The organism is Afifella sp. YEN Y35 (genome assembly GCF_047553465.1).
In the GTDB taxonomy this organism is placed as follows: Bacteria; Pseudomonadota; Alphaproteobacteria; order Rhizobiales; family Afifellaceae; genus Afifella; species Afifella aestuarii.
The window spans coordinates 2,025,398-2,038,483 of sequence record NZ_CP180203.1 but is presented as its reverse complement, the minus strand read 5'-3'; the positions used below and the strand labels follow the sequence as shown (position 1 = coordinate 2,038,483).

Annotated in this window: 14 protein-coding genes; 13 read left to right on the top strand and 1 reads right to left on the bottom strand. The window is 63.0% G+C overall.

All coding sequences use genetic code 11. The features are described from left to right. Position 1 precedes the first annotated feature (1 nt). A complete protein-coding gene (gene ureG / locus ACK8CP_RS09635; RefSeq protein WP_414834230.1) occupies positions 2 to 646 on the top strand; it encodes an urease accessory protein UreG in 645 nt (214 codons plus the stop codon). 7 nt (positions 647 to 653) lie between these two features. Here the strand turns inward: ureG and ACK8CP_RS09630 are convergent, their stop codons facing one another. Then, positions 654 to 1,604, bottom strand: a complete 951-nt coding sequence (locus ACK8CP_RS09630; protein ID WP_414834150.1) for a LysR substrate-binding domain-containing protein — start codon at positions 1,602 to 1,604, stop codon at positions 654 to 656. A gap of 114 nt (positions 1,605 to 1,718) precedes the next feature. Between ACK8CP_RS09630 and ACK8CP_RS09625 the strand changes: the two genes are divergently transcribed. The 12 genes from ACK8CP_RS09625 to ACK8CP_RS09570 all read left to right on the top strand — a co-directional run bounded on the left by ACK8CP_RS09625 (position 1,719) and on the right by ACK8CP_RS09570 (position 13,042). Next, entirely contained in the window at positions 1,719 to 2,771 is a 1,053-nt protein-coding gene (locus ACK8CP_RS09625) for a class 1 fructose-bisphosphatase (RefSeq protein ID WP_234630662.1), read from the top strand. Between the two features lie 9 nt (positions 2,772 to 2,780). After that, the gene (locus ACK8CP_RS09620; protein ID WP_234630663.1) at positions 2,781 to 3,656 is read left to right on the top strand and encodes a phosphoribulokinase; all 876 of its coding nucleotides are present in this window, start codon (positions 2,781 to 2,783) and stop codon (positions 3,654 to 3,656) included. Positions 3,657 to 3,671: 15 nt separating this feature from the next. After that, complete coding sequence (gene tkt, locus ACK8CP_RS09615; RefSeq protein WP_414834149.1) at positions 3,672 to 5,714, top strand: transketolase; 2,043 nt, start codon at positions 3,672 to 3,674, stop codon at positions 5,712 to 5,714. Beyond that, positions 5,714 to 6,796, top strand: a complete 1,083-nt coding sequence (gene fba / locus ACK8CP_RS09610; RefSeq protein ID WP_128292747.1) for a class II fructose-bisphosphate aldolase — start codon at positions 5,714 to 5,716, stop codon at positions 6,794 to 6,796. The genes tkt and fba overlap by 1 nt, the downstream gene beginning before the upstream one ends. Positions 6,797 to 6,831: 35 nt before the next feature. Further along, entirely contained in the window at positions 6,832 to 8,289 is a 1,458-nt protein-coding gene (locus tag ACK8CP_RS09605) for a form I ribulose bisphosphate carboxylase large subunit (protein ID WP_128292749.1), read from the top strand. Positions 8,290 to 8,322: 33 nt separating this feature from the next. After that, on the top strand, positions 8,323 to 8,739 hold the full coding sequence (locus ACK8CP_RS09600) for a ribulose bisphosphate carboxylase small subunit (protein ID WP_128292752.1): 417 nt from the start codon (positions 8,323 to 8,325) through the stop codon (positions 8,737 to 8,739). A gap of 73 nt (positions 8,740 to 8,812) precedes the next feature. Continuing rightward, entirely contained in the window at positions 8,813 to 9,772 is a 960-nt protein-coding gene (gene cbbX / locus ACK8CP_RS09595) for a CbbX protein (protein WP_234630664.1), read from the top strand. Between the two features lie 35 nt (positions 9,773 to 9,807). Further along, positions 9,808 to 10,491, top strand: coding sequence for a ribulose-phosphate 3-epimerase (rpe, locus tag ACK8CP_RS09590; protein WP_414834148.1), 684 nt, complete (start codon positions 9,808 to 9,810; stop codon positions 10,489 to 10,491). Between the two features lie 20 nt (positions 10,492 to 10,511). Beyond that, entirely contained in the window at positions 10,512 to 11,063 is a 552-nt protein-coding gene (locus ACK8CP_RS09585) for a thioredoxin family protein (RefSeq protein WP_414834147.1), read from the top strand. Further along, on the top strand, positions 11,063 to 11,746 hold the full coding sequence (gene gph, locus ACK8CP_RS09580) for a phosphoglycolate phosphatase (RefSeq protein ID WP_414834146.1): 684 nt from the start codon (positions 11,063 to 11,065) through the stop codon (positions 11,744 to 11,746). The genes ACK8CP_RS09585 and gph overlap by 1 nt, the downstream gene beginning before the upstream one ends. 173 nt (positions 11,747 to 11,919) lie before the next feature. Next, on the top strand, positions 11,920 to 12,231 hold the full coding sequence (locus ACK8CP_RS09575) for an antibiotic biosynthesis monooxygenase family protein (RefSeq protein WP_414834145.1): 312 nt from the start codon (positions 11,920 to 11,922) through the stop codon (positions 12,229 to 12,231). Positions 12,232 to 12,304: 73 nt separating this feature from the next. Next, positions 12,305 to 13,042: an aspartate/glutamate racemase family protein gene (locus tag ACK8CP_RS09570; protein WP_414834144.1), complete on the top strand. Its 738-nt coding sequence runs from the start codon at positions 12,305 to 12,307 to the stop codon at positions 13,040 to 13,042. Positions 13,043 to 13,086: the final 44 nt, after the last annotated feature.

Here is a 13,086-nt window from a genome sequence, read left to right as displayed (position 1 = left end):
GATGACAGCCGAGCCTGCTCCCGCGCGGCAGCGTTCGCCGCACGGCCCCCTTCGCGTCGGCATCGGCGGGCCGGTGGGCTCCGGCAAGACGACGCTTGCCGAAAAGCTCTGCAAGGCGATGCGGGAGCGCCATTCGCTCGCCGTCGTCACCAACGACATCTATACGAAGGAAGACGCGCTCATCCTCAACCGGCTGCAGGCCCTGCCGGAAGACCGCATCGTCGGGGTGGAGACGGGCGGTTGCCCGCATACGGCGATCCGCGAGGATGCATCCATCAACCTAGCCGCCATTGCCGATCTCAACGCCCGCCATCCGGATCTCGATCTCGTCTTCATCGAATCTGGCGGCGACAATCTGGCGGCGACCTTCTCGCCCGATCTCGCCGATTTGACGCTTTACGTGATCAGCGTCGCGGAAGGCGAAAAGATCCCGCGCAAGGGCGGGCCCGCCATCACGCGGTCCGATCTTCTGATCATCAACAAGACCGATCTCGCCCCCTATGTCGGCGCCGACCTCGATGTGATGGCCCGCGATGCGGAGCGGGTGCGCGAGGGAAGACCTTTCGTCTTCACCGATCTTTCCCGCAACGAAGGCGTCGATCGGATCGTCGACTTCCTGGCAAGGACCGGCGGACTGCCGGGCTGACGCCTTGTCACTCGCCGCTTGCCTCTTCGTAGAGCTTTGGAAAATGCGGCAGGAATTGCGTGCCGGAATGCACGACGAATTGCAGGAAGGCGCGTGCGCCCGGAGAGACGGATTTATCGCTGCGGCGCACGACGAACCACTGTCGGCGGATCGGTAGCCCTTCCAGATCGAGTGCCACCAGGCGGCCGGCGGCGATTTCGACAGCGACGGTATGTGCGGACAGGAAGGCGACCCCGAGCCCGGCAATGACGGCCTGCTTGATCGTCTCGTTGCTGCCGAACTCCACGAAATGGATGGATGGGTCGGCGAGAAGATCGCCGAGATAGATTTCCATCGATGTGCGCGTGCCGGAGCCTGGCTCGCGCACGAGCAGGGTCTCGCCGGAGAGCTCGTTGCGGCTGAGATCGATCTGACCGGCCAGCCGGTGGGCGGGCGAGGCGATCATGATGAGGGGATGGTCCCCGAACACCGCCGCCTCCACCGGCACGGTCTTGGGCGGACGGCCCATGATGGCGCAATCGACATCGAAGTCTGTGAGCGCCTGCACCACCTCCTGGCGATTGCCGACGGTCAGCCGCACATCGATCATGGGATGCTCATGCTTGAAGCCGACGACGAGGGCCGGCGCGTAGTATTTCGCCGTCGAGACGACACCCACATGCACGGCGCCGGTGCCGAGTCCCTTGACCTCGTTGATGGTGTCGGAGAGCCGGAAGATCGATCGTTCCACCTCGGCGGCGGTGTTGCGCACAGCCTCGCCAGCGTCAGTCAGTCGCATGCCATGCGCGGTGCGGTCGAAAAGCGGCAGACCCAGCGCGGATTCGATCTGTTTCAGCGTCAGAGTGACGGCTGGACCTGTCAGTCCCAAGGCCTTGGCGGCACTCGCGATTGTTCCGTGTCGTGCAATTTCTGTGACGGCGCGCAGCTGCCGAAGGGTGAGCCAGTCCATGTCGCTCATTAGAATTCCTAACTGTGCGCCTTACAAGAATTAAATTTACTTAGTCACCCCAGGGTGTATCTCACACCCAATCAAGACCGACAGGGAAACCTCGGTCAGGGGGGAGGGCAGCATATGGCCGGCCTGAGCACGCTCGAGGCTTTTCTCAGAGCATATAGCAGCACAGAAGATCCGCAGCGTCTTGCGGTGGTGGAAACGGTCCGGGCTCTCGCCCGCGCCTCGCGACAGATTCGTGATGTCGTATCCCAGGGTCAGCTCGGCGGCGACATTGGCGCCGCGCGCGGTTCCACCAATGCCGATGGCGATCGGCAGCGCTTTCTGGATGTGCGCGCCGACGAGATCGTGCTTGCCGAGATGCGGGAAGCCCCCGTCGCCGCCTATGCGTCGGAAGAGATCGGCTCGCCGATCCTCCTCAACCCCGAAGGCGTTCTCGCGGTCGCGACCGATCCGCTCGACGGCTCATCCAACATCGACACGAACGTCTCGATCGGGACGATCTTTTCCATCCTGCCGCATGTGCCGAATGCGGCCGATGGTGTCGGCACGGATTTCGCCCAGCCGGGGCGCAATCAGCTCGCCGCGGGTTTCTTCATTTACGGCCCGCAGCTCGCCATGGTGCTGACGGTGGGCGAGGGCACGCATGTCTTCGTCTATTCGCACCGCATCGGCGGCTATCAGCAGATCCTCGACGGGGTGCTGATTTCTCCCAACACCAATGAGTTCGCCATCAACATGTCGAACTACCGGCATTGGGACGAAGCCGTGCGCATCTATATCGACGACTGCCTGCAGGGCTCGGCGGGCCCGCGCGCCCGCGATTTCAACATGCGTTGGATCGCGTCGCTCGTCGCCGATACCTACCGGATCATCGCGCGTGGCGGCGTGTTTCTTTACCCCCGCGACAATCGCCGCGGTTATGGCGACGGCAGGCTGCGGCTCGTTTACGAGGCCAATCCGATCGCCATGCTGATCGAGCAGGCCGGCGGCCTTGCCAGCGATGGCGGCTTTCCGATTCTCGATCAGGTCCCCACGGGCCTGCACCAGCGCACGCCTTTGATCTTCGGTTCGAAGAAGGAAGTGGAGCGCATCCTTCGTTACCACGAGGCGCCGAGCCTGATCGGCGAGCGCGCACCTTTGTTTACCCACCGCGGCCTGTTTCGCGTTTGAGGCCAGGACATGTCAGCCAAGCACCCAATCATTTCAGTCACAGGTTCGTCCGGCGCAGGCACCACATCCGTGCGCCGGACCTTCGAGCAGATTTTCCGTCGTGAAGGGGTCAACGCCGTCTTCATCGAAGGCGACGCCTATCACCGCTACAACCGCGTGGAGATGCGCGAAGAGACCGAGCGTCACAAGGCGGATGGTGATTACTCCTTCAGCCATTTCAGCCCGGAAGCGAACCTCCTCTGCGAGCTGGAGGAGATGTTTGAGGAATACGGCCGCAAGGGCACCGGCAAGACCCGGCATTACGTGCACGATGACGACGAGGCCAAATGCTACGGCTGCCCGCCGGGCGAGTTTACCGACTGGGAGCCGTTCCCGGCCGAATCCGATCTTCTCTTCTATGAGGGGCTGCACGGGGCCGTCGTCACGGACGATTGCAACATCGCCCAGTATCCGGACCTGAAGATCGGTGTCGTGCCGGTCATCAATCTGGAGTGGATTCAGAAGATCCACCGCGATCGTTCCACGCGCGGCTACACGACGGAAGCGGTCACCGACACGATCCTGCGCCGTATGCCCGACTACGTGCATTACATCTGCCCGCAGTTCACCGAGACGACCATCAATTTTCAGCGCGTGCCGATCGTCGACACCTCTAACCCCTTCGTGGCACGGTGGATTCCGACAGCAGACGAATCCATGGTGGTGATCCGTTTCGCGGATCCGCGCGGCATCGATTTTTCGTATTTGCTGTCGATGATCCACGATAGCTTCATGTCGCGGGCGAACTCGATCGTGATCCCTGGAGGCAAGCTCGACATCGCCATGCAGCTGATTTTGACGCCGCTGATTTTGCAGCTCATCGAGCGAAAGCGCCGCGTCTCTTAAACGAAAGGTTTCTTGATGGCCCCTTTGCAGACGACCGTACTGGCCGCTTCGACGAACGCTGAGGCCGCTGATCTCAAGCCGATGGCAAATGCCATCCGCGCTCTCTCCATGGATGCGGTGGAGAAGGCGAAGTCGGGACATCCGGGCATGCCCATGGGCATGGCCGATGTGGCGACCGTCCTCTTCAGCAAATTCATGCGCTTCGACCCGCAGGACGCCGCCTGGCCGGACCGCGACCGCTTCGTGCTGTCGACCGGCCACGGCTCGATGCTGCTCTACTCGCTGCTTTACCTGACCGGATATCCGGAAGCGACGATCGACCAGTTGCGGAATTTCCGCCAGCTCGGCGCACGCACCGCGGGTCACCCGGAATACGGGCATCTGGCGGGTGTCGAGGTGACGACCGGCCCGCTTGGTCAGGGCCTCGGTGCCTCGGTCGGCATGGCGATCGCCGAGCGGCTGATGGCGGCGCGCTTCGGTGACGAGATCGTCGACCATTACACCTACGCGATCGCCGGTGACGGCTGCCTCATGGAAGGCGTCAGCCATGAAGCAATCGATCTCGCCGGTCATCTGAAACTGCGAAAGCTGATCGTCCTCTTCGACGACAACCAGATCTCCATCGACGGGCCGACATCGCTTGCGACCTCCGTCGATCAGCTGAAGCGCTTTGAGGCGGCCGGCTGGTCGGTGCGCCGCGTCGACGGCCACGACATGGCGGCGGTCGAGGCCGCCATCGAGGCCGAGCGCCAGACCGATCGTCCGTCGCTGATCGCCTGCCGCACGATCATCGGCTGGGGCGCCCCCAACAAGCAGGGCACCCATGGCGTGCACGGTTCGCCGCTCGGAGCCGAAGAGGTTGCGGCGGTTCGCGAGGCGCTGGGCTGGACGCACGAGCCTTTCGTCATTCCCGACGAGGTTCTGAAGGATTGGCGCGAGACCGGAAAGCGCGGAACCGCGCTGCATGACGATTGGAAGAAGCGCCTGGCGGAGGCTCCGAAAGAGCGGCGCGAGGCGTTCCATGCCGCGCTCGAGCTCGACTTCACGGGCAACGAGTTGCGCGACGCGATCGACAGCATCAAGGAGCGCTTCTCTTCAGAGAAGCCGAAGCTCGCCACGCGGCAATCTTCTCAGAAGGTGCTGGAGGAACTGGTGCCGCTGTTGCCGTCTTTGATCGGCGGTTCGGCCGATCTCACCGGTTCCAACGGCACGCGCGTCGCGGCGCAGCAGCCGGTCACGCCCGACGATTTCAGCGGCAATTACATGCATTACGGCGTGCGCGAGCACGGCATGGCGGCCGCGATGAACGGCATGTCGCTGCATGGCGGTGTCATTCCCTTCGGCGGGACGTTCCTGGTCTTCGCCGATTATTCGCGCCCGGCGATCCGTCTTGCGGCGCTGATGGGCGTGCGCGTCATCCACGTGATGACCCACGATTCCATCGGCCTCGGCGAGGATGGCCCGACGCACCAGCCGGTCGAGCATCTGGAATCTCTGCGCGCCATGCCGAACCTCAACGTCTTCCGTCCGGCCGATGCCGTGGAAGCGGCGGAAGCCTGGCAGTGCGCCATCGAAAACGCCTCGGGTCCTTCGGTTTTGTGCCTGACGCGTCAGGGCCTGCCGACGCTGCGCACCGAGCACGTCTCGGAGAACCTTTCGGCGAAGGGCGCCTACGTGCTCCGTGAACCGGAGGGCGACCGCGACGTGACCCTGATCGCCACCGGCTCGGAAGTGACGATCGCGGTCGAAGCGGCGGAGAAGCTTGCGGCCGACGGCATCGCCGCGGCCGTCGTCTCGGCGCCCTGCTTCGATATCTTCAAGACCCAGGACCGGGCCTATCAGACCAAGGTTCTGGGCACGGCGCCGCGGATCGGCGTCGAAGCTGCGGTGCGCGATGGCTGGGACCGCTGGCTCGGCCCGGACGGCATCTTCATCGGCATGCAGGGCTTCGGCGCGAGCGGGCCCTATCAAGAGCTCTACGAGCATTTCGGCATCACCCCGGACGCCATCGTCGATGCGGCCCGGACCTTCATCAACCTTGGCAAGGAAAGCGAATAATGGCCCGCATCACGCTGCGTCAGCTTTTGGATCACGCTGCCGAGAACGGCTACGGCGTTCCCGCATTCAACATCAACAACATGGAACAGGCTCTGGCGATCCTGGAGGCGGCTTCGTCCGTCGACGCGCCGGTCATCATCCAGGCGAGCCGCGGTGCCCGCGCCTATGCCAACGACATCATGCTCGCGAAGATGATGGAAGCCCTGGTCGAGATCTATCCGAACATCCCGATCTGCATCCATCAGGACCACGGCAACAACGAGGGCACCTGCCTCACGGCCATCCAGCACGGCTTTACCTCCGTGATGATGGACGGCTCGCTCGAGGCCGATGCCAAGACGCCGGCCTCCTATGAGTACAACGTCGCCATCACCAGCCGCGTGGCGCAGATGGCGCATTGGGTCGGCGCCTCGGTGGAAGGCGAACTCGGCGTGCTCGGATCGCTCGAAACGGGCGAAGGCGAGGCCGAGGACGGCCATGGCGCGGAAGGCAAGCTCTCCCAGGAGCAGCTTCTGACCAACCCGGATCAGGCGGTGGAATTCGTCAAGGCGACGAAGGTGGACGCGCTGGCGATCGCCATGGGCACGAGCCACGGCGCTTATAAATTCACCCGCAAGCCGGACGGCGAGATTCTGGCGATGCATGTGATCGAGGAGATCAATCGCCGCCTGCCGAATACACATCTCGTCATGCACGGCTCGTCGTCCGTGCCGCAGGAATTGCAGGACATCATCAACGCCTATGGCGGGGCGATGCCGCAGACCTATGGCGTGCCGGTGGAAGAGATCGAACGCGGCATCCGCCACGGCGTCCGCAAGGTCAACATCGACACGGATTGCCGCATGGCGATGACCGGGCAGTACCGCAAGATCGCGCAGGAAAACCCGGCGGAATTCGATCCGCGCAAATTCAACAAGCCGGCAATGGAGGCCATGCGCGAGCTCTGCCGCGATCGTTTCGAACGGTTCGGCACCGCCGGAAACGCCTCCAAGATCAAGGTCATCCCGCTCGAGGAGATGGCCAAGCGCTACCAGAGCGGCGCGCTTGATCCGAAGACCGACATGGCCCTGGCTGCCGAGTAATCGGCCAGCTTCAACGAGAGAAAGCGAGGAGTGGGATGGATACGGAAGCCAAGACCGTCACCGGCAAGGACCGCTACAAGTCCGGCGTCATGGAATACAAGAAGATGGGCTATTGGGAGCCCGATTACGAGCCGAAGGACACCGACATCATCTGTGTCTTCCGGGTGATCCCGCAGGACGGTGTCGATCCGATCGAAGCTTCCGCAGCCGTTGCCGGTGAGAGCTCGACTGCGACCTGGACCGTGGTGTGGACCGACCGTCTGACGGCGGCGGAAAAGTACCGCGCCAAATGCTATCGCGTCGATCCGGTGCCGGGCGCCGAAGGCCAGTATTTTGCCTACATCGCCTATGATCTCGACCTCTTCGAGGGTGGCTCGATCGCCAACCTGACGGCCTCGATCATCGGCAACGTCTTCGGCTTCAAGCCCTTGAAGGGCCTGCGTCTGGAAGACATGCGGCTGCCGGTCGCCTATGTGAAGACCTTCCAGGGTCCGGCGACGGGCATCGTCGTGGAGCGCGAGCGTCTCGACAAGTTCGGCCGTCCGCTGCTCGGTGCCACCGTGAAGCCGAAGCTCGGCCTCTCCGGCCGCAATTACGGCCGCGTCGTCTACGAGGCGCTGAAAGGCGGTCTCGACTTCACCAAGGACGACGAGAACATCAACTCGCAGCCCTTCATGCATTGGCGTGAGCGCTTCCTCTATTGCATGGAAGCGGTCAACAAGGCGCAGGCGGCGACCGGCGAAGTGAAGGGGACGTACCTCAACATCACCGCCGCCACCATGGAAGACATGTACGAGCGTGCCGAGTTCGCCAAGGATCTCGGCTCCTGCATCGTCATGATCGACCTCGTCATCGGCTATACGGCGATCCAGTCCATGGCCAAATGGGCGCGCAAGAACGACATGATCTTGCACCTCCATCGGGCCGGCCATTCGACCTATACGCGCCAGAAGACGCACGGCGTCTCCTTCCGCGTCATCGCCAAGTGGATGCGCCTTGCCGGCGTCGACCACATCCATGCCGGCACGGTCGTCGGCAAGCTCGAGGGCGATCCGGCGACGACGAAGGGCTATTACGACATCTGCCGCGAGGAGTTTAATCCGCAGGCGCTGCAGAACGGCATCTTCTTCGACCAGGATTGGGCTTCGCTCAACAAGCTGATGCCGGTTGCCTCCGGCGGCATTCATGCCGGCCAGATGCACCAGCTTCTCGACCTTCTCGGCGAGGATTGCGTGATGCAGTTCGGCGGCGGCACGATCGGCCATCCGATGGGTATCGCAGCCGGCGCGACGGCGAACCGCGTGGCGCTCGAAGCCATGGTGCTCGCCCGCAACGAAGGCCGTGACATCGTCAACGAAGGTCCAGAAATCCTGCAGACTGCGGCCAAGACCTGCCAGCCGCTGCAGCAGGCGCTCGAGACCTGGAAGGATGTCACCTTCAACTACGCCTCCACCGACACGCCGGACTTCGTGCCGACGGCGACCGCCGCCTAAAGCCCGAACCGAGACTATTTGGAGAACGCATCCATGCGCATTACCCAGGGCACCTTTTCGTTTCTGCCCGATTTGACCGACGAGCAGATCACCAAGCAGGTGCAGTACTGCATCGACAATGGCTGGGCGGTGAACATCGAGTTCACCGACGACCCGCATCCCCGCAACACCTATTGGGACATGTGGGGCCACCCGATGTTCGACATCGAGGATGCTGCGGCCGTGATGATGGAGCTCAATGACTGCCGCAAGGTCTACGGCGACCGTTACATCCGTCTGTCGGGCTTCGACGCTTCGCACGGTTGGGAATCGGTGAAGATCTCCTTCATCGTCAACCGGCCTGCCGAAGAGCCGGGCTTCCGCCTGGAGCGGCAGGAAGATGCAGGCCGTATGACGCGCTACACGACCAAGGCCTACGCGTCCGACAAGCCGGAAGGCGCGCGCTACTAAGCGATCGCATATCGAGAAATCGGCGTCGCGCCTTGGGCGCGGCGCCAACAGCGGTTTGAGAGCGGATGCTGCGATGAACGATCAGGTGAAACCCGAGAATGCCAATCCCGCTGAGGCGGAGACCGCCGCGCCGGTCACCTCGGTGGATCTGCAGCGCGAATTCGAGGAATCGGGCGTCGGCGACGTTCTGCGCGAGCTCGATGAGACCCTGGTCGGCCTCGCGCCCGTCAAAAAGCGCATTCGCGAAACGGCGGCTCTCCTCCTGGTGGAGCGCGCCCGCAAGCAGCTCGGCCTCGCTTATGAGGCACCGACCCTGCATATGAGCTTCACGGGCAATCCCGGCACCGGCAAGACGACGGTCGCGCTCAAAATGGCAAGCCTCCTTCACCGGCTCGGCTATATCCGCAAGGGCCATCTCGTCTCCGTCACGCGCGACGATCTCGTCGGCCAGTACATCGGCCACACCGCGCCGAAGACGAAGGAAGTGCTGAAAAAGGCGATGGGCGGCGTCCTCTTCATCGACGAAGCCTATTACCTCTACCGGCCCGAGAACGAGCGCGATTACGGTCAGGAATCGATCGAGATCCTCCTCCAGGTGATGGAGAATCAGCGCGAGGATCTGGTTGTCATTCTGGCCGGCTACGCCGACAAGATGGACAAGTTCTTCGAGAGCAATCCGGGCTTCCGCTCGCGCATCGCCCATCACATCGATTTTCCGGATTACAACAACGAGGAGCTCCTCAGGATCGCCGAGATGATGCTGAAGGAGCAAAACTACGAATTGTCGCCGGAGGCGCGCGAAACACTCATCCGCTACATCGACCGGCGCCGTCAGCAGCCGCATTTCGCCAATGCCCGCTCGGTTCGAAACGCGCTCGACCGCGCTCGCCTGCGCCAGGCCAACCGTCTCTTCGAGGCCGCCAATGGCCCGGTGACGGCGGAAGACCTGAAGCTGATTTCGCCCGAAGACATCAATGTCAGCCGGGTGTTTTCCATTCCAACCGATGCCGAACGCGCCGAAGAAAGGGCGTGAGCGAGACAACCCCGCACGGGACAGGGAGAGCCGCCATGAACGACATCCTGATCGCGCCGTCGATCCTTTCCGCCGATTTTGCCAGGCTCGGTGAGGAAGTGGCCGCCGTCGACCGCGCCGGTGCCGACTGGATCCATCTCGACGTGATGGACGGGCATTTCGTGCCCAACATCACCTTTGGCCCGCCCATCATCAAGGCGCTGCGCGGCTCGTCGCAGAAAGTCTTCGACTGCCATTTGATGATCGCGCCCGCCGATCCCTTCCTGCAGGCTTTTGCCGATGCAGGCTGCGATTACATCACCGTGCATCAGGAGGCCGGGCCGCATCTCGACCGCTCGCTGCAGGCGATCCGCGGGCTCGGCAAGAAGGCCGGCGTTTCGCTCAACCCCTCGACGCCGGAAACGACGCTCGAATACGTCCTCGATCGGCTCGACCTAATTCTTCTGATGAGCGTCAATCCAGGCTTCGGCGGCCAGGCCTTCATCCCGGCGATCATCGAGAAGACGCGCCGCGTCAAGGAAATGATCGGCGATCGCGACATCCGCATCGAGATCGACGGCGGCGTGTCGCCGGAGACCGCGCCTGCGCTCGCCGCAGCCGGCGCCGATGTGCTGGTTGCGGGCTCCGCGGTCTTTAAAGGCGGCAGCGAAGAAACATATCGTCAGAATATCGCTGCCATCCGTACGGCAGCGGAAGGGGCGCTGAAGGCGGCCGCCTGAGACGAGACAAGGAGAGCTTCATGGCTGCAACCGCCGCGATCTGCGATTTCGGCTGGAAGGCGAAGGATTTCACCCTCAAGGGGACCGACGGCAAGACCCATTCGCTCGCCGATTGCGCGGGCGAGAACGGGACGCTCGTCGCCTTCATCTGCAATCACTGCCCCTATGTGAAGGCCGTGATCGACCGTTTCGTGCGCGACGCCAGGGAGCTTGAGGCCTACGGCATCAAGACGGTCGCCATCTGCTCCAACGATGCCGAGGCCTATCCCGACGATTCCTTCGAGAACATGCAGGCATTCGCCGAAGAGCACGGCTTTTTCTTTCCCTATCTGCATGACGAAGACCAGTCGGTGGCGCGCGCCTGGGAGGCCGTCTGCACGCCGGATTTCTTCGGCTTCAACAAGAACCTGGAGCTGCAGTTTCGCGGCCGGCTCGACGCATCCCGGAAAGAGGCCGCGCCGGATGCGCCGCGCGAGCTTTTCGAGGCGATGAAAAAGGTGGCCCAGACCGGCGAAGGGCCGAAGGAACAGATTCCCTCGATGGGCTGCTCGATCAAATGGAAGGCCGCCTGATGGCATCGTCCTGGCCGAAGGCCATCATCTTCGATCTCGACGGCACGCTCGTCGATTCCGTTCCCGACCTCACCGATGCCTTGAACGATCTCCTCGTCGAAGAGGGGCTTCCCGCCGTCAACGAGGACAATGTCCGCAAGATGGTGGGCGACGGCGTCGAAAAGCTCGTCGAGCGCGGTTTTGAGGCGCGTGGGCGGACGCTCGACAAGATCGAGCTTGAGAGCCTGGTCGCGCGTTTCCTGGCGCTTTACGAGCCGCGGGCGACCGAGAAGACGGTGCTTTTCCCGACCGCCGTGGAAACGCTGGCGGGGCTTGAGGAAAGCGGCATCGCGCTCGCCGTCGTCACCAACAAGCCCGGCGCGGCGACGCGTCTCATTCTGGAAGGCCTCGGCGTTGCCGAACGTTTCGGCGCCGTCATCGGCGGCGACAGCGGCCTGCCGAAGAAGCCGGAGCCGGCGGTTCTCCTGGCGGCGCTGCAGCAGCTTGGGATCAGCGCCGACGACGCGCTGATGGTCGGCGACAGCCCCGCCGATGTGGGGGCTGCGCGGGCCGCGGGCCTGCCGGTCCTCGTCATGAGCTACGGATACACCAAGCTGCCGCCGGAAGAGCTCGGGGCCGATCAGGTGATCGATTCCCTCTCCGAGATCGTCGAAGCCATTCGCATGATGCGCACGGCCGCCTGAGCGCAAAGGTGTCTCGGCAAGGCTTGCCGACGGAAAGAGAATGGGGACGAAAACCGCCTTGTGATCGGCGCCGCCCCTGGCGCCACAACGGCTTTCCGCTATAAGATGAAAATCGTTCTCATCTTTTCGGTCGAGCCCGATCGGCCGGACCAATCCCATAGGAGCAGCGAAAAATGTACATCGCCATGAACCGCTTCAAGGTGAAGCCGGAAGCGGCCGAGGATTTTGCCGAGGTCTGGCGCAGCCGCGATTCGCAGCTGTCGAAGGTGCCGGGTTTCGTCGAGTTCCATCTCCTCAAGGGGCCGGAGCGGGACGATCACGTGCTTTACGCCTCGCACACGGTCTGGCGCTCTTACGAAGATTTCGAGAACTGGACGAAGTCTGAGCATTTCCGCAATGCCCATGCGGGCGCCGGCGAGCGCAAGCCCCTCTATATCGAGCATCCGCAGTTCGAAGGTTTCGAGGTCCTCGAAGACGTTCGCTGATTGCCGCATCGGGTGGGCGAGCCGCTCGGCCTCTGCTATGGCCTGACGCGACAGGCAAGACGGGGGACGCAGCGTGACGACACGACCGCTCGCTCAAAAGACGATCGGTGTTCTGGGAGGTTCCAGCAACATCGCCACCGGCCATTACTACCGCTTTCTCAATGAGATCGTGAATGCGCGTCTCGGCGGTTGGGACATCGCCGAGACGGTGATCGTCGGCATGAATTTCGGCAATATCGAAGCCTTTCTGCATGCCGACGATTGGGCCTCACTGGAGGCCTATATGGCGAAGAAGGTGGATGCGCTGATCGCTGCGGGCGCCGACGTCATCGTCGGCGTCTCCAACACCCTCCACAAGCCGATGGAGGCGATCCTCGCCTCCCGCGATGTCGATTACATCCACATCGTCGATCCGACGGGCGAGGCGATCCGCAAGGCCGGGCTAAAACGCGTCGCGCTTTTCGGCACCAGGCCGATCATGGAGATGGATTACGCCCGCCGCCGCTACGAGGAAAAATTCGGGCTGGAGATCGTCGTCCCGAATGCGGACGAGCGCGCCGAGATCGATCGCATCATCTTCGACGAACTCGTCAAGGACGTGATCCGCCCGCAATCGAAGGCCCGTTATCTGGAGATTGCCGAAAGGCTCGCGCGTGACGAGGGGGCACAGGGGCTGATCCTCGGCTGCACGGAGATCTTTCTTTTGATCGATCAGAAGGATCGCCCGGACTTTCCGATGTTCAATACGACGCGGCTGCATTGCGAGGCGGCCGTGGACTATGCGCTCACAAACGCGCTAGAGGCGGTGTGAACGGGAGAGGCTGAACAAGGGGGACGGCTGCAGGTCGATCGGCC